The organism is Nicoliella sp. ESL1149, from assembly GCF_058107265.1.
The window spans coordinates 248,830-275,105 of the sequence record NZ_JBYLUE010000004.1; the positions used below are offsets into that span (position 1 = coordinate 248,830).

The 26,276-nt window shown below is 32.3% G+C and carries 29 protein-coding genes and 1 riboswitch; of the genes, 16 read left to right on the forward strand and 13 right to left on the reverse strand.

Translation table 11 applies throughout. From position 1 onward, the window contains the following. Nucleotides 1-24: 24 nt before the first annotated feature. The 4 genes from AC3B6G_RS07095 to AC3B6G_RS07110 all read left to right on the forward strand — a co-directional run bounded on the left by AC3B6G_RS07095 (nt 25) and on the right by AC3B6G_RS07110 (nt 3,605). A complete protein-coding gene (locus AC3B6G_RS07095) occupies nt 25-1,368 on the forward strand; it encodes a glucose-6-phosphate isomerase (RefSeq protein WP_489849716.1) in 1,344 nt (447 codons plus the stop codon). Nucleotides 1,369-1,703: 335 nt separating this feature from the next. Beyond that, nucleotides 1,704-1,832, forward strand: coding sequence for a hypothetical protein (locus AC3B6G_RS07100; protein WP_489849717.1), 129 nt, complete (start codon nt 1,704-1,706; stop codon nt 1,830-1,832). A 45-nt stretch (nt 1,833-1,877) separates the two neighbouring features. Beyond that, on the forward strand, nt 1,878-2,021 hold the full coding sequence (locus AC3B6G_RS07105; protein ID WP_489849718.1) for a hypothetical protein: 144 nt from the start codon (nt 1,878-1,880) through the stop codon (nt 2,019-2,021). Between the two features lie 264 nt (nt 2,022-2,285). After that, on the forward strand, nt 2,286-3,605 hold the full coding sequence (locus AC3B6G_RS07110) for a hypothetical protein (RefSeq protein ID WP_489849719.1): 1,320 nt from the start codon (nt 2,286-2,288) through the stop codon (nt 3,603-3,605). Between the two features lie 28 nt (nt 3,606-3,633). On the opposite strand, the gene AC3B6G_RS07115 is transcribed toward AC3B6G_RS07110, so the two are convergent. Then, a complete protein-coding gene (locus AC3B6G_RS07115) occupies nt 3,634-4,929 on the reverse strand; it encodes an MFS transporter (RefSeq protein WP_489849720.1) in 1,296 nt (431 codons plus the stop codon). 108 nt (nt 4,930-5,037) lie between these two features. Between AC3B6G_RS07115 and AC3B6G_RS07120 the strand changes: the two genes are divergently transcribed. The 3 genes from AC3B6G_RS07120 (at nt 5,038) to AC3B6G_RS07130 (ending at nt 7,858) form a co-directional block, all read left to right on the forward strand. Beyond that, nucleotides 5,038-5,556 (forward strand): TetR/AcrR family transcriptional regulator, encoded by a 519-nt coding sequence (locus AC3B6G_RS07120; RefSeq protein WP_489849721.1) that lies wholly within the window; start codon nt 5,038-5,040, stop codon nt 5,554-5,556. 144 nt (nt 5,557-5,700) lie between these two features. Next, nucleotides 5,701-6,390 carry a DUF805 domain-containing protein gene (locus tag AC3B6G_RS07125; protein WP_489849722.1) on the forward strand — a complete coding sequence of 230 codons (690 nt, stop codon included), beginning with the start codon at nt 5,701-5,703 and terminating at the stop codon, nt 6,388-6,390. A 271-nt stretch (nt 6,391-6,661) separates the two neighbouring features. Beyond that, nucleotides 6,662-7,858 carry a DUF2075 domain-containing protein gene (locus AC3B6G_RS07130; RefSeq protein WP_489849723.1) on the forward strand — a complete coding sequence of 399 codons (1,197 nt, stop codon included), beginning with the start codon at nt 6,662-6,664 and terminating at the stop codon, nt 7,856-7,858. A gap of 41 nt (nt 7,859-7,899) precedes the next feature. Here the strand turns inward: AC3B6G_RS07130 and AC3B6G_RS07135 are convergent, their stop codons facing one another. Both AC3B6G_RS07135 and AC3B6G_RS07140 read right to left on the reverse strand, forming a co-directional pair. After that, the gene (locus AC3B6G_RS07135; protein WP_489849724.1) at nt 7,900-8,559 is read right to left on the reverse strand and encodes a DUF6198 family protein; all 660 of its coding nucleotides are present in this window, start codon (nt 8,557-8,559) and stop codon (nt 7,900-7,902) included. A gap of 76 nt (nt 8,560-8,635) precedes the next feature. Continuing rightward, nucleotides 8,636-9,391 carry a nicotinamide mononucleotide transporter gene (locus AC3B6G_RS07140; RefSeq protein ID WP_489849725.1) on the reverse strand — a complete coding sequence of 252 codons (756 nt, stop codon included), beginning with the start codon at nt 9,389-9,391 and terminating at the stop codon, nt 8,636-8,638. A 247-nt stretch (nt 9,392-9,638) separates the two neighbouring features. Continuing rightward, a riboswitch (THF riboswitch) is annotated at nt 9,639-9,735 on the forward strand. A 35-nt stretch (nt 9,736-9,770) separates the two neighbouring features. On the opposite strand from AC3B6G_RS07140, the gene AC3B6G_RS07145 reads away from it, so the two are divergent. Further along, nucleotides 9,771-10,301 carry a folate family ECF transporter S component gene (locus tag AC3B6G_RS07145; RefSeq protein ID WP_489849726.1) on the forward strand — a complete coding sequence of 177 codons (531 nt, stop codon included), beginning with the start codon at nt 9,771-9,773 and terminating at the stop codon, nt 10,299-10,301. A 311-nt stretch (nt 10,302-10,612) separates the two neighbouring features. Here AC3B6G_RS07145 and AC3B6G_RS07150 read toward each other — a convergent pair whose 3' ends face one another. Beyond that, nucleotides 10,613-11,008: a MerR family transcriptional regulator gene (locus tag AC3B6G_RS07150; RefSeq protein WP_489849727.1), complete on the reverse strand. Its 396-nt coding sequence runs from the start codon at nt 11,006-11,008 to the stop codon at nt 10,613-10,615. A gap of 17 nt (nt 11,009-11,025) precedes the next feature. Next, nucleotides 11,026-11,439: a flavodoxin family protein gene (locus AC3B6G_RS07155; RefSeq protein ID WP_489849728.1), complete on the reverse strand. Its 414-nt coding sequence runs from the start codon at nt 11,437-11,439 to the stop codon at nt 11,026-11,028. 149 nt (nt 11,440-11,588) lie between these two features. On the opposite strand from AC3B6G_RS07155, the gene AC3B6G_RS07160 reads away from it, so the two are divergent. Continuing rightward, nucleotides 11,589-12,620 carry a zinc-dependent alcohol dehydrogenase family protein gene (locus AC3B6G_RS07160; protein WP_489849729.1) on the forward strand — a complete coding sequence of 344 codons (1,032 nt, stop codon included), beginning with the start codon at nt 11,589-11,591 and terminating at the stop codon, nt 12,618-12,620. A gap of 37 nt (nt 12,621-12,657) precedes the next feature. On the opposite strand, the gene AC3B6G_RS07165 is transcribed toward AC3B6G_RS07160, so the two are convergent. Both AC3B6G_RS07165 and AC3B6G_RS07170 read right to left on the reverse strand, forming a co-directional pair. Further along, on the reverse strand, nt 12,658-13,245 hold the full coding sequence (locus AC3B6G_RS07165; RefSeq protein WP_489849953.1) for an NAD(P)H-dependent oxidoreductase: 588 nt from the start codon (nt 13,243-13,245) through the stop codon (nt 12,658-12,660). Next, nucleotides 13,242-13,781, reverse strand: a complete 540-nt coding sequence (locus AC3B6G_RS07170) for a TetR/AcrR family transcriptional regulator (protein WP_489849730.1) — start codon at nt 13,779-13,781, stop codon at nt 13,242-13,244. The genes AC3B6G_RS07165 and AC3B6G_RS07170 overlap by 4 nt, the downstream gene beginning before the upstream one ends. Nucleotides 13,782-13,890: 109 nt before the next feature. Between AC3B6G_RS07170 and AC3B6G_RS07175 the strand changes: the two genes are divergently transcribed. From AC3B6G_RS07175 to AC3B6G_RS07185, 3 genes are all read left to right on the forward strand, one after another. After that, nucleotides 13,891-14,352: a GNAT family N-acetyltransferase gene (locus tag AC3B6G_RS07175; protein ID WP_489849731.1), complete on the forward strand. Its 462-nt coding sequence runs from the start codon at nt 13,891-13,893 to the stop codon at nt 14,350-14,352. A 76-nt stretch (nt 14,353-14,428) separates the two neighbouring features. Then, entirely contained in the window at nt 14,429-16,966 is a 2,538-nt protein-coding gene (locus AC3B6G_RS07180) for an excinuclease ABC subunit UvrA (RefSeq protein ID WP_489849732.1), read from the forward strand. A gap of 69 nt (nt 16,967-17,035) precedes the next feature. Next, nucleotides 17,036-17,410 carry an immunoglobulin domain-containing protein gene (locus tag AC3B6G_RS07185; RefSeq protein ID WP_489849733.1) on the forward strand — a complete coding sequence of 125 codons (375 nt, stop codon included), beginning with the start codon at nt 17,036-17,038 and terminating at the stop codon, nt 17,408-17,410. Nucleotides 17,411-17,470: 60 nt separating this feature from the next. On the opposite strand, the gene AC3B6G_RS07190 is transcribed toward AC3B6G_RS07185, so the two are convergent. The 5 genes from AC3B6G_RS07190 to AC3B6G_RS07210 form a co-directional block, all read right to left on the reverse strand. Beyond that, on the reverse strand, nt 17,471-18,052 hold the full coding sequence (locus AC3B6G_RS07190; RefSeq protein ID WP_489849734.1) for a TetR/AcrR family transcriptional regulator: 582 nt from the start codon (nt 18,050-18,052) through the stop codon (nt 17,471-17,473). After that, nucleotides 18,052-18,618 (reverse strand): TetR/AcrR family transcriptional regulator, encoded by a 567-nt coding sequence (locus tag AC3B6G_RS07195; RefSeq protein ID WP_489849735.1) that lies wholly within the window; start codon nt 18,616-18,618, stop codon nt 18,052-18,054. The genes AC3B6G_RS07190 and AC3B6G_RS07195 overlap by 1 nt, the downstream gene beginning before the upstream one ends. Nucleotides 18,619-19,008: 390 nt before the next feature. Then, nucleotides 19,009-19,377 carry a hypothetical protein gene (locus AC3B6G_RS07200; protein ID WP_489849736.1) on the reverse strand — a complete coding sequence of 123 codons (369 nt, stop codon included), beginning with the start codon at nt 19,375-19,377 and terminating at the stop codon, nt 19,009-19,011. Next, complete coding sequence (locus AC3B6G_RS07205) at nt 19,370-19,696, reverse strand: acetyl-CoA carboxylase (protein ID WP_489849737.1); 327 nt, start codon at nt 19,694-19,696, stop codon at nt 19,370-19,372. Before AC3B6G_RS07205 ends, AC3B6G_RS07200 begins: the two co-directional genes overlap by 8 nt. Continuing rightward, nucleotides 19,689-20,993: a Y-family DNA polymerase gene (locus AC3B6G_RS07210; RefSeq protein ID WP_489849738.1), complete on the reverse strand. Its 1,305-nt coding sequence runs from the start codon at nt 20,991-20,993 to the stop codon at nt 19,689-19,691. The genes AC3B6G_RS07205 and AC3B6G_RS07210 overlap by 8 nt, the downstream gene beginning before the upstream one ends. Nucleotides 20,994-21,278: 285 nt before the next feature. Here AC3B6G_RS07210 and AC3B6G_RS07215 point away from each other — a divergent pair, with 285 nt between their 5' ends. The 3 genes from AC3B6G_RS07215 to AC3B6G_RS07225 all read left to right on the forward strand — a co-directional run bounded on the left by AC3B6G_RS07215 (nt 21,279) and on the right by AC3B6G_RS07225 (nt 24,635). Then, nucleotides 21,279-22,025 (forward strand): DUF1003 domain-containing protein, encoded by a 747-nt coding sequence (locus AC3B6G_RS07215; RefSeq protein ID WP_489849739.1) that lies wholly within the window; start codon nt 21,279-21,281, stop codon nt 22,023-22,025. A gap of 598 nt (nt 22,026-22,623) precedes the next feature. Next, nucleotides 22,624-23,715 (forward strand): PTS sugar transporter subunit IIC, encoded by a 1,092-nt coding sequence (locus AC3B6G_RS07220; RefSeq protein WP_489849954.1) that lies wholly within the window; start codon nt 22,624-22,626, stop codon nt 23,713-23,715. Between the two features lie 326 nt (nt 23,716-24,041). Continuing rightward, complete coding sequence (locus tag AC3B6G_RS07225; RefSeq protein WP_489849740.1) at nt 24,042-24,635, forward strand: recombinase family protein; 594 nt, start codon at nt 24,042-24,044, stop codon at nt 24,633-24,635. A gap of 568 nt (nt 24,636-25,203) precedes the next feature. Here AC3B6G_RS07225 and AC3B6G_RS07230 read toward each other — a convergent pair. Next, nucleotides 25,204-25,815, reverse strand: a complete 612-nt coding sequence (locus AC3B6G_RS07230; protein WP_489849741.1) for a TetR/AcrR family transcriptional regulator — start codon at nt 25,813-25,815, stop codon at nt 25,204-25,206. A gap of 132 nt (nt 25,816-25,947) precedes the next feature. Between AC3B6G_RS07230 and AC3B6G_RS07235 the strand changes: the two genes are divergently transcribed. Further along, entirely contained in the window at nt 25,948-26,226 is a 279-nt protein-coding gene (locus AC3B6G_RS07235) for a hypothetical protein (RefSeq protein WP_489849742.1), read from the forward strand. Nucleotides 26,227-26,276 lie beyond the last annotated feature (50 nt).

A 26,276-nucleotide genomic window follows, 5' to 3' on the forward strand; every position in this document is an offset into this window, starting at 1 on the left:
TGATAGGCGAAAAGAGTGATTGAAATGACAAATGTTTCATTTGATAAGTCGGCTTTAAAGAAGTTTGTTGGTCCAACTGAATTAAAAGAAATTGAACCAATGGTTGAGACAGCTAAAAAAGAATTGATTAAAGGAACTGGCGTTCAAAATGATATGCGCCAATGGTTAACATTACCAACTGACTATGATAAAAAAGAATTTGCACGCGTTAAGAAAGCTGCTAAGAAGATTCAAAATGATTCCGATGTTTTAATTGTAATTGGAATTGGCGGATCTTACCTTGGTGCTAAGATGGCTTTAGATTTTCTGCACAGCAATTTCTATTTAGCAGATAAAAAGCAAGAATTTCCAAAGATAGTTTTTGCTGGGAATTCGATTAGTGGGTCGTATGTAAATGACTTGATCGAATGGCTTGGTGATAAGGATTTTTCCGTTAATGTTATTTCTAAATCAGGAACTACAACGGAACCTGCAGTTGCATTTAGAATTTTTAGAAAATTATTGGTTGAAAAATATGGTGAAGAAGAAGCTAAAAATCGAATTTATGCAACCACTGATGCTAAGAATGGTGCATTAAGGCAAGAAGTTAATGAAAAGGGTTATGAATCATTTATAATTCCCGATGGCATTGGTGGTCGATACTCTGTTCTCTGTCCAGTTGGTTTACTACCAATTGCGGTATCTGGAGTTGATGTTGATGAATTGATGTCTGGAGCTCGGGATGCTCAAGAATACTATGCATCGGCTGAGCTTAATGAAAATGGAGCTTTACAATATGCTGCATACCGAAACATTTTATATCGAAAGGGTTATACTACTGAGATTCTTGAAAATTATGAACCAAATTTAAAATACTTGTCTGAATGGTGGAAACAGTTAGCTGGTGAGTCCGAAGGGAAAAGCTATAAAGGAATTTATCCTAGTTCTGCAAACTTTTCAACTGATCTTCACTCATTGGGTCAATACATTCAACAAGGAATGCGTAATTTAATGGAAACTGTCGTTAAGGTCGAAAACCCTAAATCTGATTTTGCAATTCCAGAAACTGGAAATAATGATGATGGAATTGAATATCTTGAAGGCAATACCATGAACTATGTTAATGATAAGGCTTTTAGAAGTGTCATTTTAGCTCATACTAATGGTGGAGTTCCTAATATGATTGTTAACATTAAGAATCAAAGTGCCTACACGTTAGGTGAATTGATTTACTTTTTTGAATTCGGGATTGCTATTTCTGGGTATTTGAATGGAATCAATCCATTTAATCAACCCGGTGTTGAGGATTACAAAGAGAATATGTTCGCATTATTAGGTAAGCCAGGTTATGAGGAATTAAAGAAACAAATCGAATCTAGTAAAGATTAGTTTTTGACTTCATTATAAAAAACGTCCGTTAATGGGCGTTCTTTTTGTTTATTAAAGATGATTCTGCTATAATCAAACTTGTTGAGTTACTGCATTCCTAGTGTAATGGATAGCACTTAAGATTTCGGTCCTTACGATCCGGGTTCGATTCCCGGGGAATGCATTTATAGAGATTTGTCCGTTATGATTTACGTTGATAAACGTTATTGTGGCGGATTTTTATTACCTTAAAATTATTTAAACGTAGGTAAATGTGATTAGTATAATGGTAAATTACACAAAAATCTTGTAGAATAATTTTATATAATACAAGAACACGTTAGGATGATTTATCAATGAAAGAGTTATATCATAGTAAACATGTAAGGATTACAATGCAAAAAACAACTAAGAAAGAAAAAATTGAAGGAATTATTTTTATTGCAATTGTAGTTGCTGTTATTGCATATTTGAAGTTGAGATAAAATTTAAAGATATAATAAATAAATTAAAATAAAGGGTATATTTAAATGAAAAGTAGAAATATAAAAACAAAGCTATTTAGTTATAATGTATCAAATGATAATGACGAAACAAAAGTTAAAATAGATGTTTCAACTTTAGGAGTTATCGTTGTAGCAGTGTCAATATATGCTTTATGTAAGGTATTATAAACAGATTATTCAGATCCATATTAACAAATAGTATATGGATAATAATGTATTGTGGAAAAGCGTTACCAGTAAAATTGGTAATGCTTTTAATTTTTATTTAAATATTGAACCTTAAACGAACCTTAACTTTATTTAGCCTTTTTATAAACTTCCTAAACATATAGTTATAAACATCCTTAATTACTTTTTTATTTATTATTAAGAAATATAATTATTGTTATTCATATGAAATTCATATGAATAACTTGAAAGGAAGGTTTTATTATGAAAAAAAGATCTTATAGGATTTTATCTACAGCAGTTTTAGGGGCATCTCTTTTAGGATTATTTGCTACTTCTAAAACTATGGATGTGCCAACGGTAAATGCTGATAGTACCCAATCTTATTTGAATAATAAGGGCTCATCAAATAATGCCCAAAAGAATTCAAATGAACAATCAGATTCTAGCAGTAAATCTACCAATAAAAATAGTAATAAATTTCAAATGATTAAGGCTAGACCTAATGGTAAGTATGGCAAGAAGCATAATGCTATGCCAAAGTCTAAACCAACTGATAGTAACAGTAGTCAGTCAAGTGCAGCATCAAATGGGATTCCTTCTGATGGTGCTGGTTCTCAATCTGATGCTTTACCAAATTATAATCCATTCACTAACAATAGTGGTCAATCTAGTGCTGCACCAAAAGACAGACCGGCTAATAACAATAGTGGTCAATCCAGTGCCGCACCAAAGGGGAGACCAGCTGATAATAACAGCAACCATTCTAACTTTGTGCCAAATGATAAGCCATCAGACAATAATGATGATCAATCAAACGACATGCCAAACAACAACCCATTTGATAACAATGGTGATCAATCAAACGATATGCCAAACGACAACCCATTTGATAACAATGGTGATCAATCAAACGATATGCCAAACGATAACCCATTTGACAATAATGATGATCAATCAAACGACATGCCAAACAACAACCCATTTGATAACAATGGTGACCAATCTAATGCTGCACCAAAAGATAGACCAGCTGACAATAACAGTGGTCAATCCAGTGCTGCACCAAAGGATAAACCAGCTGACAACAATAGTAATCAATCCAATGCTGCACCAAAGGATAAACCTTCGGACAATAATGATAGTCAATCTAGTAAGGCACCTAAGGACAACCATGGAAAACGAGCTTTCCATCATAAAATGATTAAGGCTAAAGCAGTTGGTAAATATGGTGATAACAACTCCAAACAAATGCCAAATGGTATGGGCAGTCATAAAAATTCTCATTCTAACTCAAACGTTACTCCAAATAGCATGAGCAGTAATCAATCTAATGCTAGCTCTGATGCAATGCCAAGTAGTATGAGTAGTAATCAATCTCGTGCAAACTCGGATGCAACGCCAAGTAGTATGAGCAACGATCAATCTCGTGCAAACTCAGATTCAACGCCAAGTAACACGAATGATAATCAATCTAATTCCGATTCAAATGATGCTTCAAATGATAAAGGAAACAATCAATCTAATGGATCGATCAATGATGCTCCTACTAACCAACAAGATAACGCTCAAATGAACGAATAAAGTAAAAGCTTAATCTCATTAATTGGGATTAAGCTTTTTGCTTATTGGAGTTATTTAAATATTGATCATCTTTTTGGATGTCTTTTTTAAACATTTGGTTAGAAAGAAAAGCATAAACTACTAAAGCAATTCCGCTGATTATTAAAATAAGACTTCCCTTAGAAAAAATACTGAAGAGTCCGGAATATACCAATGTTCCGATTGGCATAATTCCATAGCTTACGGTGTATAGTGTTGAACTTACTCGTCCTAAAATGTGATGTTCAACGGTACTTTGAAGTCTAATTTCAATTGCTAGATCAAAGATAGCAAACGCGAAATCCATGATTAATCCCATTATGAAACCAACCCAAACCACAATTAGTTCACTTGGTGAAATAAAGAATAAAATTCCTAAGCCAGATAGTGCGATTCCAACTGTTATTAAAGAGAAAATAATGCGGTTGGCAAAATTATTATTATTTTTCAACATACTAGTAACAAGGCTGCCTAATAAATAACCGACAGAATAACCCATTTCGACCCAAGCAACAGTTTGGTTGTTCATATGAAGTTCGTTAACGATAATGAATGGACTACCAGTTACTACACCAGCGTAAAAGAAGTTAATAACAATTTCTGCAATGATCGAATCGCGAACAAATGGTCTTGTTTTCATGTAATTTAATGTTTCAATGAACTTCTTTGCCTGAGACGTATGATGGATAGGATGATTATCGGTTTTAATTTTATTGAAATGGAGAAACATTAAAATAATCATAGCAATAAGCGTTGCAATAATTTCGATCGTAATCAGTCCATTGATGCTGATGAGGGTATATAGCATTACACCTAGTACCGGTGCTAGGATTCTAGCAGCTGAAGTACAGGCGGTCGTCCACGAACTTATTTTCGGAACGTATTTATTATTTACTAATTCCTTAACAGAAACAGAAAAAGTTGTGTTTCTAGTTTCTACTAAAAATGAATCAGTAGCAACAAAAATTCCAACAGGAATCAATAAACCATCTTTATGAAAGAACGGAAGTATGGAAGCTAAGATTAAGAAACTAAAGATTCGTAATAAATAGCTCCAAAAAATGATTCTTTTATGATCATGGGAATCAACAAAGTTACCTATTGGAATAAAGAACAACAGACTAATTATTGGGGCAATTGTAAGTCCCATTCCAAAGCTTAATGGAGATTTGGTTTGGTGTAATAACATAAAGTTAATTCCATATTGGAAAATGCCGAAACTAAACGCACTAATTCCATTACTACTAATTGCCTTAATGATTTGAATAATTGAGTTATGATCAGAAAGGGAAATGCTTTTACTCATGTTTTTATTCCTTTCATTTATGTTTTGAATATTATAATAGAGCAGCTTATAATAATTAGGAATAAACAAACTAGATACGTTGCACATTTTATGTGCAGAGGTAAGAAAATGAATATGAAAATAAATCTGCGACAGAAACGAATTGAACAAACAATTTTTAATGGATTTACAAATACCTTGAAGAAACATACTTTTAATAAAATTACAGTTGGTGAGATAGCGACTGCTTCATTAATTCATCGAAATACTTTTTACCATCATTTTACTGATAAATATGATCTATTGCGTAAATATGTTCGATACATTTTGAATGATGTTGTTAATGATGAATATTTAGATAATTTTATTAAGCAACCATTTCGAACGGTTAGTGAAATTTACAAGAAACAAGTTGAAAATAAGTTTCAGATACAAGAATATGATGAAGAATTTGTAATGATTATTTGGAATGAATTCTTGAATTTAATGATTGAATTAAATGATAGTGATGAAAGTTTCGCTGCAATTAGTGCTTTTTCTGTTATTAATGATTGGAATGATATTAACGGTGAACTGTATAATCCAATTGAAGAATACGAAGATTTAGATGAAATTTATAGAACGAAACGATTTCCTAAGTTGAATTAAAATGATAATTCCAATTAGTTTTTAACTATCTATGAGAGTATCTAATGATTTTGTTTAAACATGGATATTATTACTTATCTAAGTTAACATATAATGTATAGTAACATCACGATTTTGCAATATTAACATATAGAGGGGATAAAGATGGAAACTAAATACTGTCCTAATTGTGGGCGTCAGATTCCTGCTGATTTTAAATACTGTCCTAATTGTGGTGCTGAACAGCCAAGTGTGGATAACGATACTAAGCCAAATGAATCTAAAGAACCCAGTTGTTTTGAAAATCCATATCTACATCAAAATATTAAAATTCCTGATCAAGATAAAAAAGAATCTCCGCAGCCAAATTATGAGCGACATAACCAATTTGAAACTCCCACAACTGTAAATAGTTACTATCATAAGTTCAAACCAAGAAAACAGAAAAAAACAATGAACAGTGCACCCGCTGATATATCAGCAGCTTATTTATCTGCTTGGGATAATTTTGCGGTATTTAGTGGTACGAGCAGTCGTAGCCAGTATTGGTGGTGGAACTTATGCCAAGCAGTTACCTTGTTTGGGCCTATTTTACTTTATTTCTTATTGTTGAATTGGTTTAGTATTCCAATTTTTTTAATCGTTTTATTTTCGTTATTCTTTTTATTCTGGATAATATATGAATTAGCGACAGTTATTCCTCAATTTGCGATTCTTACTAGACGATTAAGGGATGTCGGATTATCTAATTTAGCGATTGCTTTATTGATTGGATTGTCATTTATTCCAATTGTCGGAATTGTAACGTCAATTATAATTTTAATTTATACGATTAAACCTGGGATTAAAAGATAAACAAAAAGCAAGATGCAACTATTAATTGCACCTTGCTTTTTGTTTTTTAAATATATGGTAGTATTAGGTTATCCCTATGTATAACAACATCCATGAGGTAGGATGTTGTTGGGTAGGTAATATGAAAGTGTTATACAACAAATTCAAATATAAAAAGTAAATGATATAATGATTAACTGAGTGGGTTAATCATCACTTATTAGTATACAACCAAACTATTTTAGATTCAATTCTTTTTTTAAATTACATCTGTAGTTAGAAGGTAACGATTATGAATAATCATGCAGTTACAAAATTAAGTCCTAATATAAAATTGACTGATGAGCAACAAAAGCTGTTAAATCAGGTCGAATCATTTACGCAAGAACATCTTGAATTAAATGATCATGCTGTTTTTGTGATTTATGGAGAAGCTGGGACTGGGAAATCAGTGGTCCTAAGTCATCTTTTTAGTGATTTTCAACAGGAAACGGTCGATAAGAATTCATGCTTTTATAATACTAAGAATTATTTCTTGGTTAATCATCCGGAAATTTTAAAGGTTTATCAACAATTATCAACAACTGAGAAACATGTTTTAAAGAAAAACTTCATGCGTCCCACTAGTTTTATTAATCAAATCGATTATAGTGATGTCTCAATTATTGATGAAGCTCATTTATTATTGTCAGAACGGGATGCATATAATAAATTCAAACAAAATAATCAGTTTACCGAAATCATTAAAAAGTCGAAAGTAACGATTTTGGTATTTGATGAACATCAAGTTTTAAGAACGAAATCATTTTGGAATGATGCATTATTGAAAAAAGTGATTGCTCCATATCCACATACTGAATTTAAATTAACGGAACAATTTAGAATGCACTGTAGTAAACAATTAGTCCAGTGGATCGATGATTTCTCAGAAGGAAAACTCACAAAGTTGCCTGAACCTGGGAAAAATTACGATTTTAGAACCTTCGATGATCCTGAAAAAATGTATCAGGCAATTATTGAACGAAATAAGGAAGTTGGTTTATCTCGAATGTTAGCAACTTATTGTTATCCTTCAACCTTGGACGGACATAAACATTATGTTGTAGAGGGTGATTTTAAGTTACCATGGAATCAATATAATCATAAAACAACGCCATGGGCAGAATTGCCAGAATCAATCAACCAGGTTGGGTCGATGTATACTTGTCAGGGATTTGATTTAAATTACGTGGGTTTAATTATTGGACCAGTGATAACTCTAAAACCGAATAGTGATCAATTGGAGGTTCATTTGGATAAATTTGCTGATCCTGTGGCATATCAGTATCGTAAAGATATTAAAAAAGCTGACTTTGATCAGGTAAAGAAACAATTAATGCTCAATTCAGTAAATGTACTAATGAAGCGAGGCGTTAAGGGTTTGTATCTATACATCAGTGATCCGTTGTTGAGAAGTAAGTTATTGAAAATGCAATCTAATAATCGATAAAAAAAGAGAGCTAAAGAGCTCTCTTTTTATATTAATTAAAATTAAAAATTATGGATTAAATGAGGCCAAACATAACGATCGGCATACTTAATCACTGTTCCATTGAATATGAAGTAAACAATTGTAGCAAAACCAACGGCATAGACGTGACCTAATAAGATTGATGAAATAATGATTACGATGACCGGAAATGATAAATCAATTGCTTGCGCTAATACTACATTGCCATGTAGATAATCAAAACGGAGAATATTAGTTAGTTCATCATTTGGATGCATCAATAAATTAGCTCGCTGATAAATGGAAATTGAAATTCCAATCAAAGTTGTTCCAATTAATGAAAAGATAGTTCTAATGATAAAGGTTTGGTTGGGAAGGCCAGTTGCATTAACCAGGTTAAGAAAAATATCAACAAAGTAACTAAAGAACAATGTATAAGTAACACCTTTTACAAAACGGACCCAATCCCAGTGCTTGATTAAGAATTGGTTCAAAATAGTGTTCAAAAATCCCCATCCAAAAACGTAGATGCTAATTCCGATTCCAGTTAACTTATATAAATCAACTGCTGATGCAGTATAAACCGCGGAACCAGTATTAGATGAAATAGTAAGTCCATTTCCAAAGGCATTTAGTAAAATTCCAATCAATAATCCGGCTATTCTGACGCGCATTGAATTATTATTTTGTTTTTGTTGCATAGTTCAATTCCTCCAATAAAAAATCCCTAAGTCAGTTCGGCTAACTTTAGGGATTACTAACTTTAGGGATTAGATTTTAATCTATGGCTTTGTCGCTACTAAGTTCACGTCCCTTGGATGACCAACTGACCATCGAAAGAACATTATTAAATAGGTAATAAATAATTTTAAAGACGTTTGCTAAGTTCATTTGGGCAATCGCCTTACATAATTGAAATAAATTATAAATGAACCAAGCATGGTTGTTAAAGCTTAGTTTTACCATTTCTGCCAAGTTAGCAACAATTGAAATGGCAAAGGCAAAGGTAGTTGTCCAAAAAATTAAGTTGTGTTGGCCATCGAAGCCAATGTTATTAGTAAAGTAACTAAAAATCAGGCTAACTAAACTAATTAATATTAATGTTAAAACGGCTTTAAATCCATGAAGCGGTTTACTGACCTTATACTGTTCGGTTTTACTCCATACCCGAACAGCAATAATCTGAATAATCATCGTTAACGGATATGTTAGCCAAGCAGCACTATTTCCGAACATTAAATCAACGAACATGGTTAATAAAATACTTGGAATTCCTAACCAATTTCCGATGTTAGAAAGTCGACTTTCGAACCGGTTCGATTCCAAACTAAAAACAGCTGAAATGATGCTAATAACACCAATCCATAATCCACCTGGAAATAAATGAGCGAACCAATCGTTACTTTGCCAAGCAGGCGTTATGGATAACGTTTCAGTAACATATCCAGATGCAATACATCCACCAATAACGATTATTAGTCCAACGATATCATACCAATATGAATTTGCAATTTTATTAAAAAACTTAAACATGAAAATACTTCCTTTTGTTTTGATTACGCAAGCGATCAGGGCAACCTTGCGCCACAAGTCGTTTTTAACGTGCCAGGCTTGTGGGTACCGCACGTTTTAAAATAATTAAATTTATATAAGCATTATAACTTAGTTCTTAAAGAACGCCAAAGAATCTTGATTTTGAAAAATTAATCTGGAATTGTTTTTCCTAACTATTCATAGTAAAATGATAAATGTTATTCGTGATTGAATAATAAATAAATTATTTGGAGTAGGATTCGATGCGTTAAGTGCCAAAGGAACGGAATGTGAACTTTGGACGAAAAACGATGTTTTGCGATATTGAATCCGCATTCGCCACCATAAAAAGTGGCAGCTCTTTGAAAGGGATGTCAGAATGAGTTTTGTTTTAGGTAAGGGAAAGTTAGATGTCAAGCAGAGTGTGATGGTTGCAGTATTAATTGCCCTCCACTTGGTGATTAGTCGCTTTTCGTATTCATCTTATATTATCCAAATTGGTTTTGGATTTATTATCATTTTTTATGCTGGAATGTGGTTTGGCCCGATGTGGGCAGCCTTTATTGCAGCGGTATGTGACATTTTAGAAAGTTTTCTAAGTACAATGTCATATGCACCTGAATTTACGCTATCAGCAATTGTTGGTGGCTTGATTTATGGTTTTATGATGTATAATCGTAAACCAACGTTCCTTCGAGTACTAATTACTGTTTTGCTGGTAGCTGTGATCGTTAACACGATAATGAATACGTACTGGCTGATGTTATTATATCATTACCCACTAAAACAACTTCTAGTACCTAGATTGATTAAAGAGGTTTTTGGAACTGCTTTACAAGTTGTCATTTTATATGGTTTAACTCGTGTAAAAGTAATTGATCGTGAATTTCATAAAACGATTGATAATTAATTTTAGATAAATAAAGAGTGATTGGATTTTATAATTCAATCGCTCTTTTTAGTTCTTATTTTTAGGCAGCCCATATATATTTAAAGTTAGTGTTAAGGAATTAGATGTGTTCTAAATTAGATTGTTTATTTTATAATTCTCTGTTAAGCTTAAAAAGTAGCATGGTTTTTATATATGCGAGATTCATTCGATCTTATACACATGAGGGGTTGTAATATACTCACATTGTCACAGTGAGATAATCTCAAAAAGCCATTGCAACAATATGAGCATATACTAAGACGTAATTTATCCCTCGATAAGTTACGTTTTTATTTTTTATTTTCCGGATCATATGCAAGAAATTCTTTTTCATATCCCAGCATGTGGGAATCAAAATTATTAATCTTATAGTTCAAATAATTTAAAGTCTTGGTAATTTCATTTCGTTGGGCCTCTAATTCATGTTGTTGCTGAATCAAAATTTGTTTACGTTCTTTTTTGGTTTGTGGTTCTCGATATAAATCAATGAATTTCTTTAATTTACCGATGGACATACCGGCTTTTCTAAGAACCATCACGTACATTACCCAATTTAAATTTTGATGAGAATAATCTCGATAACCACTTGCATCCCTTTTGATTTTAGGAAGTAGTCCAGCTGATTCCCAATATCTAAGTGTTGCTTTTGGAATACTGAATTTAGCACTTACTTCTTCAATTTTCAAAATATTTCCCCACTTTATTAATTTGTAATGGTCTTTTCTAAGTTCATGCCAAATTTCTTTGCAACGTGTTCCCAAACATGTTTAATATGTGGAATTGCATCTGCAAGCATGAATCCATCAATAATTAAATATAAATCTTTACCGTCAAAAGGATTGTTATTATGCAATACACCGGTCATTCTGTCAATCAATATTTTCATATAAGCCGACATTGATGACCAATAGACAGGTGTTCCAATTATTAACGTGTCAAACTTAGCAACTTGGTCACAAATTACTTTGAATTGATCATCCTTTTGATTTTCTTGACCTAACGGATAGACTAGGTATTCAACGAGATTAAGTGTTTGATAATTGTCTGTGATTTGTTTAGCTAGGGATGCAGTTGTCCCGTTAGTATCCTTGCTACAATTGATAAAAAGTGTTGTCATTTGAAAATCTCCTTTGAATTAATAATTGTTTCTATTTTAATCCTTAAAGTATGCTTGAATGCAAATAAATTTTTAAATTAATTTCTTGCATTCAAGTGCACTTTAAAGCGTATATTATATTTATAAAATTAAAAATGGAGGAATCAGAAATGAAAGCTGCAAAATTTATTGAACCTGGAAAAGTAGAAATGGTTGAAGTTCCAAAACCAGCAATTGAACAATCTACAGATGCGATTATTAAGGTCGTTAGGGCAAGTGTTTGTGGTTCAGATTTATGGTGGTATCGGGGAATTACTAAACGCCAACCTAGCTTGGTCGGCCATGAGGCAATTGGGGTAGTTGAAGAAGTGGGTTCTTCAGTTACTGATGTTAAACCGGGAGACTTTGTGATTGCACCATTTACACATGGTTGTGGTCATTGTGCAGCATGTAAAGCTGGTTTTGATGGTAATTGCACTAATCGAGGCGAAGGTAGCAACGGTGGATATCAAGCTGAGTATTTGCGTTTTACGAATGCCAATTGGGCACTAGTAAAAATTCCTGGGAAACCTGCTGACTACTCCGACGAAATGCTGAAATCATTTGTAACATTGGCAGATGTTATGGCGACAGGATATCATGCAGCAGCTAGTGCCGAAGTTAAGGCTGGTGATACGGTTGCTGTCATGGGTGATGGTGCTGTTGGCCTTTGTGGGGTTCTTTCTGCTAAACTCAGGGGTGCAAAACGAATTATTGCCATGAGTCGTCATTCAGATCGACAGGCATTAGCAAAACAATTTGGGGCAACTGACATTGTTGCAGAGCGTGGCGATGATGCAGTTAAAAAGGTTATGGAAATAACTGGCAATAATGGAGTTGATGCTATCCCAGAATGTGTTGGAACTGCTCAATCAACTGATACGGCACTTAAAATCGCTCGTCCTGGAGCAATTGTTGGGCGAGTAGGAATTCCCCAAAAAGCGGAGATGGATACAAAGCAATTATTCTGGAACAATACTGGTCTTCGTGGTGGGATTGCTTCGGTTACCACATATGACAAGAATGAATTATTACAAGCCGTTTTGGATAAAAAGATTGATCCAGGAAAAGTATTTACAAAACAATTTGATTTAGCTCATATTCAAGATGCTTATGATGCAATGGATAAACGTGAAGCAATTAAATCATTGATTGTTTTTTAATTAATTAAAGCATTTACCAAGATTGGTAAGTGCTTTTTTATTTAAAATTTTTGTCATTAATTTTGTTTAGATACTTTTTTCGTTTGGGTAACTTTGAATTTGTAATGTTACCAAAATTTTGCCAATAACAATGTTGAAAGCCGAGTTGTTTTAATGTTTTATTTATGAATACTTTGCGAATTGCATTGCCACAGAAAAAGCGAATATAAAAAGTTGGGCTAGTAGATGTAGTTAATACATAACAATGTTGAATGTTTCGTAATTCACCATGAACACCGGTTCTTGTTACAGTGTGGGATAGGCCCGGTCCTTCTTTCATGACTTTATCAATCCATCCTTTTAGCATGCCGGGAATACTATTCCACCAATATGGAGTGATGAAAATTATTGTTTGTGATTCCCTGACCATCTGTAAGTATTTTGTGACTAGGGGGTCAATGGTTTGCCCAGTATGAAATAACCTAAGTTCTTCAGATGAATAAGTGGGATTGAAATGATCTGAATAAAGATCAATTATTTCGTATGTTTTTTTATTTCTTATTAAATTATTTTCAACTGTTTTTAAAATTGCATGGTTGAAGCTTTTAGAATATGGATGACAATAAACGATTAAAGTTTTCATTATTTTATTCCTCCAATCAAGGAAATTAGTGTTTGTTTAACTAGGTTCTGATTGAAAACGATAATTTGATTTTTTATTAATAATGTATAGCCCTGGATAAAAGACCATAATTGAATAAAAAGATTATTATCACTAGTTCTTCCTGGATTAATTTCATGAATTAGTTTTTTAATTAGGTTAAGTAATTCAAATTGATTATTATTTTCTTGATAGATTTTTTGTGCAATAGGATTAAAAAATAGAAAATCCATTTTATTGGGATGCTCTTGAAATTCAAAACAGATTTTCTGCGCAATTGTCACTAGTTGATCATATGAATTTAAATTGGTAGTTGTTTTTGTTTGGATTTCAGTTACAAATTGTTTAGATATTTCAATTGTAAGTTGATAAAAGAGATCTGCTTTATTTTTAAAGTAAGTGTATACAGCACCAGTTGTGACGTGAGCTTCTTTAGCAATGGTTCTTAAAGACAAGTTTTTGAAACCATTTTTTTCAATCCATTTAATTGAAGTGATGGTTATTTTTTCCTTGGTATTCAAAATGATTTCTCCTAACATAACAGCGTTATTTATTTTAAAATATAACACTGTTATGTTGAGGAAACAAATTAATTAATAATATAATTATTTTAAAAAGGAGTTAATTAAAATGTCTGATTATCAGTTTAAAGAGGATTTCAGTAAAGACCGTAAACAATACCTATCGTTATTGCTGTTAGCAGATGAAGACAAAAAACAATTATTGAAATATTTGAATGATGGACGGGTGTTCATAATTCAAAAAGGAACTGAATTAGTAGCAATATCCATCGTTACATTTGATAATTCGCGCGTTCCAGAATTGAAAAATATTGCCGTTTCATCAGAATTTCAGGGACAAGGGATAGGAACAATGTTGATTCAAAAAATTTGTGAACAGTTAAAAACTAATTATCAACAATTGATCGTTGGAACTGGGGATGCTGATGTTCAAAATATTCTCTTTTACTTGAAGAATGGGTTTCGTTTTATAGGAGTTAAAAAGAATTTCTTTCTTAAATATGCTGAACCAATTGTTTCTAATGGCGTTACATTAAAAGATATGGTCATGTTAGAGAAGGACTTAAGTTAATTTAGATGCCTAGATTGCTTTGAACCAGTCTTTTTAGTTCTTTTATGTTACGATGAAAATAAAGAAGGTAAGAATTATGGCGATTCAACATAAAGAAACAATTCCAGATGATATCAAGGTTTACGGAGCAAAAGTTAACAATCTAAAGAACATCAATGTTTCAATTCCACTGAATGCGTTTGTCGCAATTACGGGGGTTTCTGGTTCAGGAAAATCATCCCTTGCAATGGGGACGTTATACGCTGAAGGAGCGAGAAGATATTTAAATGCACTGTCTACATATACTAGACGGCGAATTGGTCAAGCTGCTCATACTGATGTAACTAAAATCGAGTACCTTCCTTCTGCAATTGCATTAAGACAACGGCCAACGGTACCAGGAAGCCGTTCTACTGTCGGAACAATGTCAGAAGGATTGAATGTTTTAAGACTAATGTTTTCTCGAATGGGTTCATATACCTGTCCTAATGGTCATACGGTTCCACCAACTATTAAAGTGGCTCAAGCAATGGATACACCAGGCGAAGCAATGGGAAAGATTAAGTGTCCGACTTGTGGAGCAGTATTTTCAGCACCAAGTGCAGAGTCATTTGCGTTCAATGCTGAAGGGGCATGTAAAATGTGTCACGGAACTGGAAAAGTAAGACAGATCCTTAAGTCCACTTTGATCGAAGATGAAAATGAAACGATTCAAGGTGGGGCGGTTGCCTCATGGCATTTACCAGGTCGAAACTTCATGCCATCTGTTGCTCGTGAAATGGGAATTAGAATTGATGTTCCATTCAAGGATTTGAATGCTCATGAAAAAGATTTGATATTTAATGGTCCTGGGAAGAAATATAAAATTAGTTGGCCAACTAGAACTGGTCGAGTCTTCAATTTAAATGCAAAGTTTGAAAACGCATATGCTGCGGTTGAGGATAGTTTAAAAACAACTAAAAATCCTCGTTCATTAAAACGATTAGATAGATTCTTTGAATTTGGGACTTGTCCACGTTGTCATGGGGATCGTTTTGATCCTGATGTCTACAAAACTAAGTTAAATGGGAAAAACATTGCTGAAGTTTGTGAAATGTCATTATTAGACTTAATTCCATTCATGGATAACTTATATAAATCATTGCCTGATGATATGCATGAACTGGCAAAGAATCTGATTCATGAGTTTAAAGCAGCGATTAAACCGCTCTATGATTTAGGATTAGATTACTTGACACTATCTCGATCAGGAAATACTTTATCTACTGGTGAACTCCAACGAATTCAATTAGGTCGAACTTTACGAAGTCAAACAACAGGAGTTTTATACGTTCTAGATGAACCTTCAGTTGGTTTACATGCTGCCAATGTAGCGGGGCTTATTAAAGTACTTCATCAATTAGTCAGTCAGGGAAATTCACTAGTAGTTGTTGATCATAATATTGATATAATTTCAGCTGCTGATTACATTATTGAAATTGGTCCCAAAGCTGGTCGTTTAGGTGGTCAAGTGATTGATTATGGAACTCCAGCGGAAATTAAACAGAAGAAAACCTCAATTATTGCACCATTTTTAAAAGGTGAAGGAAAGATCATCCAAAGACCACAAGCTCCTAAAGATCAGATTTTTAAAAATGGTTACTTAGACTTGCATATTACGAAATGTCATAATTTAAATGATGTGGGGGTAAAAATTCCTAAAAACAGAATGACTGTCTTTTCTGGATATTCAGGAGCTGGGAAGTCAACATTAGTTATGGGTGGACTAGTGAACGCCATGCAACGTCAAGCTAATCATCAACCTCTTCCAGATTATATTGATAAGTTCAATAGTAATGGTTTGAAACGAGTTATCGAAATTAATTCTGTGCCAATTGGAAAAAATGTGCGGTCGACCGTTGCAACTTATTGTGGAATTTTAGATCCTGTTCGAAAATTATTTGCAGCAACTCCCTTAGCAAAGAAACATCATTGGAATGAAGGACGGTTCTCATATAATGTTAAAGATGGCGCCTGTCCTAATTGTCAGGGAACAGGGACGATTTCATTAGATGTTCAGTACCTACCAGATATGACGATGACTTGTCCAGTTTGTCATGGGAAGAGATACTCTGCTGATACCTTAGCTGTAAAGTGGAATGGATATAGTATTGCTGATATTCTTGATTTATCAGTTATTGAAGCTGAAAAAGTGTTCAAGAAGGAGCCTAAGATTTATGATATTCTCAAATCATTAGATCAAATGGGATTGGGATATTTAATTTTAGGAGAAAGCACACCGATTTTATCAGGTGGTGAAGCACAACGGTTGAAATTAGTTTCTCAAATGGGGAGACAACAAGGGGATACGTTATTTGTTTTCGATGAACCTTCAGTTGGATTACATCCTAAAGACGTCCAAGTATTGAACCACGTATTTCAACAGTTGATAGAAAAGGGAGCTACCCTAGTTATTATTGAACATGATTTGGACGTTATCATGAACGCAGATTATGTAATCGATTTAGGACCTAAGGGTGGTAACTTAGGTGGAAAAGTAGTTGCTACTGGGACGCCAACAGATATCGCTAAGGCAAAGAATAGTGAAACTGGTCATTATTTATTGAAACGGATGCAACTTGATCATTTAATATAATTAATTTTTCTTAATATTTAGATGTTATTATGTAAATAGTTTTGATAAGAAAAGAAATGAGATGTTTAAATGGATGAGTTACAATTATATAAAAATCTATTGAAAGATTTTTTACAACAAAATGACTTATTACCAGATACAGTTTTTGATAATGATGCATTTGTAGAATTTGCTGATAATGAATTTGATTTTAGTAAAAACAAATGGAGCCGAAAATTAAAAGAAAACAACATAGCTGACTTTGCTTCAATGTTTGATTTCTTTACGACCTGGTTAAATATTGATGATAGTAAAGAAGAGCTAGTTACTTTAACTAGTAATCTCAATCATTTAGTTCAACAACCAAAAACGGCTTTGTATCGAAATGATAACTGGAAACCAACGGATGATTTAAATAATTTACAACCATTAACAATTAAAGAACTAGTTGATCGATTAAGTTAAAAAAATAGCGAATTAAGAATGTTTCCTAACATATTAGGAAATAACTTAACTCGCTATTTTTTAATTTATGTTTCTTAATAGACGATCATATGGTTGTTTAGTAAAAATATCTTTTAATTTTGTGTCAAACATAGTTAAAACGAATTGTTTAAAATCCTCTTCTGGAATTGGAATAAAGCTGTCCATCCAAACTGTTAAAATTGTAACAATGTTTTTTACATAAACGATAACATTGAATTTATCAGCATCAGGAAATAATTTGTTCAAAACTCGAATATAATGTTCTTCTAAGTAACTGTTCCAAATACCACGTAAAGAACTTGACATAAGAATTCGAAAACGATCTCTTTCTCTATACACTATTGGAACAACATCATTTACACAGATATCAGTAAAAGCTTCTAGATTAACTTTACCATTGTATTTTTTTCTAATATTATTTTTAAAAATTTTAGTGATCTTTTTATTAAAACGATACCCATAATATAGGATAATATCTTCCTTACTAGAGAAGTGTTTATAAAATGTTGCTCTAGAAACGTTAGCGGCTTCAATTATTTGGTTATTGGTAATTAATGAGACCGGAGTCTGCATAACTTGAATTAAAAAAGCATCAATAATTTTATCCTTATAATCTATCATTATGAGCCTCTTTTCTTTCTTAATAAATCATTGAATGAAAATTCTAAATAGTTAAATGCTCGAATTTTAAATTCTTTTTCTGATATTTCAGGCATATTTATTAACCAGGTTTCAATAAGATTGGTTAAGTAAGAACAAAGTAATTTACTAATGATGGTACTATTTTTATTAAGTCCACTTTTATTTAATCCTTCATCATAAATGTGAAAAAATGGTGTTTTCCAAATGTAACTCAATTTAGCATTGTTTAGTCTAATTAAGAAATCCTTATTTTCTAGGATAATTGGAACAACTAATTCAATTGATAAATTAAAAATTTGAAGAATATTAGTAATGTCATCTAAACTAAACTTGTTTGATACCTTAGTATATGGAATCATAATTCGATTATCAATAATCTCCTGAATTACTTTTAAAATGTCATTCGAATTACTAAAATAATTATAAAAAGTTCTTTTAGAAATAGATGAATGTTTAATAATATCATCATTAGTAATATCAAGTAATGATTTATTTTGTAGTAAAGACATAAATGTATTGATAATTTCTGTTTCACTTTTTGTCAATTCAAATCATTCCTTATGGTGGTATTTTATTCATTATAAGTTAAAAAATTTTTCATTCCAAAAAAGAAGAAGTCTGGGTAGGACTTCTTCTAGAGAGTTATATGATATATATGTTGATTAAGTATGATATAAGGTAAATATATGAGTTATTATATATAATTTGTTATTGATTGGGTAGATCAATTAACTGACATAATATATATTATTTGGGTTAATCAACAATTGAATTATATCTTAGTATCAATTTTCTTACAATTAATTTAACAATATTAAACTAAAATTAAGTAGTTGATGCACAAAATGTCCGCTAAATTCAAAATAAGTAACTGTTTTGGTTATTAGTTTGTGTATATAATTAAATTGATAGATTTATGGTGTAGTTTATAATTTTCATATATCAATTCTTAAAATTTCATCAATACTAATTTCTTGGTAATTATCAAGAAAAATTTCATTGTCTTGGACTCCGATAATTCTAGTATTAACAATTGTAGCAGCATTATTTTTAACACTAATTTCCTTAAGTGTTAATTGCACTTTCTTTTTATATCGTTGGGCCTTAATTATTATATTTTTAATTTCATTTAATGATTGGGGTTTTCCAATTAAAGTTTTTTGATGATTTTTTAGTTTTTGCTTTTCGATTGCAGCACTATGATCAGAAAGATAAAAGCCCTGCCATTTAACCATTCCGCGATCATGGTAATCATATTTAAAGAAATTAGTAACGGTATTTATATCAAAATCGTTATTATTCAAACATATCACGTTCCTTTTGAATGACTTGGTTATTAGATGGCCAACGATAATTTGTAAAACCAACATATTTAATTATGAAGGGGGTTAATCTATTTAGGCGATTAATGACATCTTCTAATTCTTTAAGATCATATGAATTCATCTTGTATAGTGGAGTTGATTTTAGTCTAGTGTGACGGTTCTGTGAATTAAAAAAGAAATTATAAGTTCGATCGTATTTATCATTGACCACTTGGACCCAGTAACGAGTATGTGGTCTTGGATACTTAAATAAATCTTTTATTTTTTTGGCCATATCTTTAATTTCTTTATTATTCATAACTATTTCCACCATTATGACCACCAACGAGATTTTTACGATTAATCGCCGTAGCACCGTTTAATTTACTGTTTCCATAAACTAGTTTACCAAAGCCGTATTTTTGATGAATTTTATCGACAACGTTGTTCAAGTCTTCATTATGGATTTGTTGTTTAGTATCATAGAAAAGATTTAGTTGTTGGCCATTATTGTCGGATAAATGACTAGTATAAACAGAAATATGACGAATGGCTTGACCTTCCCAATACTTATGGAATAAGAATAATAATTGTGATGTAATTTCTAAGTTATTATCAGTAGGCTCAATTTTCATTGAATGGTGGATTCCACTTCGGCCATCTTCTTCAATTGATACATAAGAGAATCCTAATCCTAATGATAAACAACCGGCTAATTTTTTATGGTGACGGAGTCTAGCAGCTACTTGTTCACCAATTTCCTTAATAACTGTTTCTAAGTTCCTTTTATTACCATAATCACGAGGTAATACTTGAGAATTACCAATGCTTTTTTCCTTTGCAACAGGTTTGTTTCGGATGTTAGAACGATCTATTCCCCATGCAACAGCAAATAGTTGTTCACCAATTACGCCCATTTTTTCTCTTAAAAGGTACGGATTAGTGTGTGCTAATTCATACATATTGTTAATATGTAACTTTTTTAAACGTCTAGCAGTTCGTTTTCCAATACTCCAGACTTTAGTAATTTCAGGAATTTTCCAAATCTTATCGGGAATAGTTTCGTAATGAATTTCACCAATAAGATCATGATTATGTTTAGCATAAATATCTAGGGCAATTTTAGCTTGAACTGGATTGTCTCCAATTCCTACAGTTGTATACAGGCCTAGTTTTTTACGAACCGTCTCTTGAATTTTTCTGGCAACTTTTCTGGGATTATCACCAAATAAATGGTAAGAATGCGTCATATCAATGATACTTTCATCGATTGAGTATGGAAATACATCATCATCAGCTGCAAAGGTTCGAAAAATTTGGTTAATTTGACCATTTCTTTTTATATATAAATTCATTCGGGGAGGAACAACAACTAGATTGGGATCGTGTGGCAAGTCTCTTTGTCTAGAAACGTTGGCTTTTAAACCATATAACTTTTTGGCTTCTGGAGAAGTTGCTAAAACTAGGCCGCCGTTTGTATTTTCAGCTTCGCTAATTACAACGAGGGGAACTTTTAAAGGATTATAACCACGTTGAATTGCCTCACAACTGGCATAAAAAGATTTATTATCAATCCAAAAAAAGATACCGTGTGGTTCATTACTATAGTCATACATAAATGATTCCCCCTCCTTAAATGTCTTAATAATTATAACACGTTTGAGCGAACGTATGTTTGGTAGATAGACAAAAAGAAACCTCCAAAGTTCATTGGAGGTTTACATAAAGGTGAGGACTAAAGCAATCCAAACCATAATCCTCAATAGATAGTATATCATGTAATTTTTCTTTTACTAAGGGACTTAAGAGTTTCTTAATTATATTGGATGATTATTATTGACAATTGTTTTTAAGAATTTAAAATTAAAAATATTAACAATATATATAGGAGTTGAAATGAGTTGAGTGAAGCAAATGTTAAATGCTTAGTGGATGGGAAAACTTATCCGGAAAATGAATGTTATCAATTAAGAGATGTCGATTCAAAGATGTGGGGGAGAATTAAGAATGATTATCCCAATGCATCTGAATCTGATTATATCTGTGACCATCATTTATTAAAATATCAATTGTCTTTCTTTAACCAATTAATTCGAACACATGATAATAACAGTGAAAAAATTAATAAACGGTTAACGAAGTCAATGGCTGATAGTGATTATAAGATTCAAAATATTAACAATAAATTGAATGGTAGTGAAAGTTTTGGGCAAAGATTTGCTGATATTGTTGCTAAGTTTGGAGGTAGTTGGGGATTTATTTTTTCTTTCACATTGTTTTTGTTAATGTGGATGTTTTTGAACCAAACGCATCTTTTTGGAATTGATTTTGACACTTATCCATTTATTTTGTTGAACTTAGCTTTAAGTTGTTTAGCAGCACTACAATCACCAATCATTATGATGAGTCAAAATCGAGCTGATCAAAGGGATCGTTTGGCAGCGGATAATGATTTTCACGTTAACTTAAAATCAGAAAGTGAATTAAGATTATTACATGCCAAAATTGATCAACTTAATAATGAACAAGTTCCAAATAGTTTGGCAATTAGTCGAAATCAATTACAAATTTTAGGAAAGATTCAAGATGAACTTGTAAGTTTAAATGAGAGAATGGATAAATTAGAAGAAAAGAATAGTAATAAGTAGAAAAATTAGATGTTGATATAAATATATGTTGACTTAATAAAAGTTATCGAGTAAAATCATTATTAATTTAAAAGTTGAATAGATTATAGCATTTATAAAAGAACGTTATTGAGGAATTCAATTAGCAGCGAGCTTCGTTTGGTGAAAGGAAGCATTTGAAACTTTGAATAATGATCCCTTTTTAGTTACACACCGAAATTAGTAACGTGTGTTGGGTACACCCATTATAGTGTCAACCTATTATCTGTAGGTTAGTGGTCATGTTTTTTGTGACAAATTAAGGTGGTACCGTGCGAAAGCACCCTTTTTCTCTATATTGAGATTAAGGGTGCTTTTTTATTTTATTGAACGATAAAGAAGGTGAAAGTTATTATTAATAATTTTGAAAACATCGGTCTTTGAATGTTTAACTTACATATAATATTAATTTTTTGTAAAAAAGATTAAAAAAATATAAAGAAAAAGATTGACAAGTAATTATATTCATGTTTAAATAAGTACAACTTATATTTACTGAAGAAACATTAGTAAAAATAATATAACTATTAGGAAAGAAGTGAGAGAAATGATGAATTCAACAGAAAAAACATCTCCAAAGATGAATGCAGCTAATTTAGCTGATGTAGAACCAAAGTCTTCGATGAAAGAAACTGTTTATTTGATTTTTAATGGGGTGTCTAATGCGATTTTAGTTACATTAGGAGTTGGACTTTTATTAGGGGCACTTTCTAATTTTGTTCATTGGCATGCTTTAGGTGAAATTGGATTAATTGCTCAATGGTTAATGGCTCCAGCGATTGGGGCAGCTGTAGCTTCACAATTAAAAACTAACACATTAGTATTGTTCAGTTCGATGATTGCTGCAACAGTTGGTGCTAATAACGTGTTCTTTACTCAATCAGCTGTTAAAGCAGTAACAGCGACAGGACACTTACTACCACAAGCTGCTGGTTCAGGAGTATTCATGATTGGACAACCAGTTAGTGCACTAGGTGGTGCTGTGGTGGCTACCCTAATTGGAAAATATTTAACTGGTAAAACACCATTAGACATGTTCTTAGTTCCATTTTGTGCAACTACATTAGGGGCAGTCATTGCATTAGGATTTGCTGCAGTTACCACTCCTGCATTAGTATGGCTTTCTGGTGTTATTGCAAAAACGATGACTGTTAACCCACTCCTTGGTTCAGTAGTTATCTCAGTTGTTTGGTCGTTATTCATGTTAACACCAGCATCATCTGCTGCATTGGCAATTGCTGTTATGTTGGATCCATTATCTTCTGGAGCAGCATTGATTGGGACTACTGCTCAATTCGTTAGCTTCTTAGTTATGTCATTCCGAGAAAATGATGGTGGTGCTAACATCGCCCAGGGACTTATTACTCCTAAGGTTCAATTTGGTAACATTGTGGAAAATCCATACATCGCCGTTCCTGGATTACTATGTGCTGCTGTATGTGCTCCAATTGCCACTTTAACAATGCATTTTAGTGTTTCATTTAAGTTAGCTGGAATGGGACTTAACTCTTTAATTGCACCAATCACATTGGCTTCTGAAAACATGGGTGTTTTTGGAATGTATCTCTTAATTGGAGTGGTATTGCCAGCTGTAATCTCATTCTTCTTAGGGAAATTCCTTCGAGCTACTAAGCGAATCAAGAAGGGTGATATGAAGATTGACTTAGTTTAATTTTTAAACCCACATAAGTTATTATTTATAGTAGAAAATTAACATAGATAAAATAAAAACCATTGTTGTTCAATTGAACAGCAATGGTTTTATCTTTTATAAAATTATGCAATAAATAATGCAAAGTCCCAGGGGAAATGGAAAATCATTAGTAAATTTTATTAAATTAAGTATCATCTTTAAACATCTTAATAGCACTTAAAATTAGGAGTATTCATTGTATATTTTATGACACATACTTAACAATAGTTGGCATAGATTTTAAAAAGCTCTTATAATAGGATTTGTATTATGACATGTAGTTATGACAAAATGTGTTGATAAAGATGACCACATATGGCTATGCTCGAGTGAGTACCAAAGGGCAATCGCTAAAAGATCAAATTGATTTAATTAAGAACAATGGTGGAGTCGAAACAAAAAATATTTTTCACGAAAAATTCACGGGGACGACTACTGATCGTCCTGAATTCGATAAATTACTAAAGATACTAAAACCAAATGACACGTTAGTCGTCGCTAAGCTTGATCGACTAGCCAGAAATATTCGGGAAGCGTTGAATGTAATTCATGACTTACGGGCAAATAAAGTTACGATTAAAGTCATGCAACCCATGATGACCGTCAGCAATGATATTGGAGGTAAAATTATGTACAATACGCTTTTAATGGTAGCTGACATTGAACGGGACATGATCGTGGAACGCACACAAGCTGGTAAAGCGTACGCCAAAGCACATAACCCGAATTACAAAGAAGGACGTCCGAAACGTATGGCTAGTAAGAATAAAGGGTTTTATGAAGCGGTGCATGAATATAAGCAGGACCATTCAGCAAGGGAAACGTCAGAGTACTTTATTAGTATTGGTAAACCCGTTAGCGTTAGAACGGTGTTTCGGATTGAAAAAGGATTCAAATAAAAAAAGCGTAACCTATCTGAAGATAAGATACGCTATGTTAACTATTTCTTGTGTCGATCTATATATGAAATTATTAGATGTGTTAAAACACTGCTAATAACTGATATACAGATGCCACTAAAAATAGTGACTACTACAGAATACACTTGGGATTCCCTCCCATCAGATGCTGATTGCTCAATTGATTGGATTGAACGGCACCTGATAATAATTATAACAAAAGACACACTTGTTATGTTTGACATTAAATAATTAAGTTAGTATTATGTAGTTACAGAATACATGTGGGATTTATCTCCGCTTGAGCGATCAGTTGATTACTTGTCGCAAAGAGTAGTAAAGAGCCGCTAAGGGCTCTTTTTTTGTATGAAATATTAAATTATAATCAAAAACTATTAAAGACGAATTAAACACATTTCATTTTTTTGATGATTGTTTTACGTTACTAAATCTATTATGGTATTTAATGTTAGTGAGACAGGGTGTTTCCCCATTTCACTAGTGATGGTTCATTTATTAACAACCCTGTTAAGACTGCTTAGTGAGCTAAGCAGTCTTTTTTGTGCAATTATTCTTTAAATCCTAATAATTCATATGGACTCATGAATCTGGTCTTAGTGATAATGCTGACAACATCATTAACTGTATTAGGGTCATTGTTTAATAACCATATTTTGGTAACGTCAATCATACTGTTGATCACAAGAGTTTGAGCGTACACCTTAGGTACCTTTGCAGTCATTTTAGTATTACCTTTGACGTTATAAATATCATTATCAATGATTTTTTTGAGCATTTCTTTTAACTTATTTTCCACCTGGGAATCACCATTTGGACCTAACAGAACTCTAAATAAATCGAAGTTATCGGCAATGTAGTTTAAAACAACTTCATAAATGGGATAAACCTGCATAGTAGTGGCATCAACTTTATGCAGTTGTTGATTGGAAAGGAAGTTTTTATTAATAATATCGTTAATACCCTTGATAACAATGTTTTCATAATGCGTAATTAAGGCGTATTTATCAACGTAGTGATTGTAAAAAGTACTTCGATTAATATGAGCAGTCTCAGTAATATTTTTAACGCTTAGTTTATCAAAACCATCTTGATTTACGATTTTGATAAAAGCATTCATAATTTTATCTTCAGTATTAATAATTTTTTGATTAGTCCTCATATTAATAAACCTCTTTAAATAAATTTAAACCAACATTTTTGAAAATTATGATGGTTGTAATGATATGACATTAAATATATCATTAAAAACAACGTTATGTCTATTTGTTTTTAGTGAATCGAGGAATTTATAATGATTGAGGACAAAATTAAAATTCATGTAATGCATACTGGAATGGTAAAGGTGGACAAAGCACTTCCATACCACGGCTTATATCGGAATTCCTTAGCATTTACTGGAATCCTTAGGACTGAAAAGAATCAAGTGACGGTTCCAGTCACCAGCTACTTGATTGAACATCCAAGGGGGTTAGTTTTAATTGATACGGGGTGGAATAAAAAAGTTCGAAAAAGTAATTGGTCCGAACTAGGGCTCCAAGTTCAAATTAATACCGGTTATCTATCTTCCTAATGGCTGGGCAGTAGATGAACGCTTAGAAGTATTAGGATACAAACCGGAGG

Bases quoted from the DNA above. Each gene is read 5' to 3' on its own strand.
- AC3B6G_RS07145 (WP_489849726.1), top strand. From the start codon at position 9,771: ATGAGTTTTGTTTTAGGTAAGGGAAAGTTAGATGTCAAGCAGAGTGTG.
- AC3B6G_RS07130 (WP_489849723.1), top strand. From the start codon at position 6,662: ATGAATAATCATGCAGTTACAAAATTAAGTCCTAATATAAAATTGACT.
- AC3B6G_RS07190 (WP_489849734.1), bottom strand. From the start codon at position 18,052: ATGATAGATTATAAGGATAAAATTATTGATGCTTTTTTAATTCAAGTT.
- AC3B6G_RS07225 (WP_489849740.1), top strand. From the start codon at position 24,042: ATGACCACATATGGCTATGCTCGAGTGAGTACCAAAGGGCAATCGCTA.
- AC3B6G_RS07140 (WP_489849725.1), bottom strand. From the start codon at position 9,391: ATGTTTAAGTTTTTTAATAAAATTGCAAATTCATATTGGTATGATATC.
- AC3B6G_RS07235 (WP_489849742.1), top strand. From the start codon at position 25,948: ATGATTGAGGACAAAATTAAAATTCATGTAATGCATACTGGAATGGTA.
- AC3B6G_RS07125 (WP_489849722.1), top strand. From the start codon at position 5,701: ATGGAAACTAAATACTGTCCTAATTGTGGGCGTCAGATTCCTGCTGAT.
- AC3B6G_RS07110 (WP_489849719.1), top strand. From the start codon at position 2,286: ATGAAAAAAAGATCTTATAGGATTTTATCTACAGCAGTTTTAGGGGCA.
- AC3B6G_RS07185 (WP_489849733.1), top strand. From the start codon at position 17,036: ATGGATGAGTTACAATTATATAAAAATCTATTGAAAGATTTTTTACAA.
- AC3B6G_RS07115 (WP_489849720.1), bottom strand. From the start codon at position 4,929: ATGAGTAAAAGCATTTCCCTTTCTGATCATAACTCAATTATTCAAATC.
- AC3B6G_RS07135 (WP_489849724.1), bottom strand. From the start codon at position 8,559: ATGCAACAAAAACAAAATAATAATTCAATGCGCGTCAGAATAGCCGGA.
- AC3B6G_RS07160 (WP_489849729.1), top strand. From the start codon at position 11,589: ATGAAAGCTGCAAAATTTATTGAACCTGGAAAAGTAGAAATGGTTGAA.
- AC3B6G_RS07230 (WP_489849741.1), bottom strand. From the start codon at position 25,815: ATGAGGACTAATCAAAAAATTATTAATACTGAAGATAAAATTATGAAT.
- AC3B6G_RS07205 (WP_489849737.1), bottom strand. From the start codon at position 19,696: ATGAATAATAAAGAAATTAAAGATATGGCCAAAAAAATAAAAGATTTA.
- AC3B6G_RS07095 (WP_489849716.1), top strand. From the start codon at position 25: ATGACAAATGTTTCATTTGATAAGTCGGCTTTAAAGAAGTTTGTTGGT.
- AC3B6G_RS07155 (WP_489849728.1), bottom strand. From the start codon at position 11,439: ATGACAACACTTTTTATCAATTGTAGCAAGGATACTAACGGGACAACT.
- AC3B6G_RS07100 (WP_489849717.1), top strand. From the start codon at position 1,704: ATGAAAGAGTTATATCATAGTAAACATGTAAGGATTACAATGCAAAAA.
- AC3B6G_RS07175 (WP_489849731.1), top strand. From the start codon at position 13,891: ATGTCTGATTATCAGTTTAAAGAGGATTTCAGTAAAGACCGTAAACAA.
- AC3B6G_RS07105 (WP_489849718.1), top strand. From the start codon at position 1,878: ATGAAAAGTAGAAATATAAAAACAAAGCTATTTAGTTATAATGTATCA.
- AC3B6G_RS07120 (WP_489849721.1), top strand. From the start codon at position 5,038: ATGAATATGAAAATAAATCTGCGACAGAAACGAATTGAACAAACAATT.
- AC3B6G_RS07180 (WP_489849732.1), top strand. From the start codon at position 14,429: ATGGCGATTCAACATAAAGAAACAATTCCAGATGATATCAAGGTTTAC.
- AC3B6G_RS07220 (WP_489849954.1), top strand. From the start codon at position 22,624: ATGAATGCAGCTAATTTAGCTGATGTAGAACCAAAGTCTTCGATGAAA.
- AC3B6G_RS07210 (WP_489849738.1), bottom strand. From the start codon at position 20,993: ATGTATGACTATAGTAATGAACCACACGGTATCTTTTTTTGGATTGAT.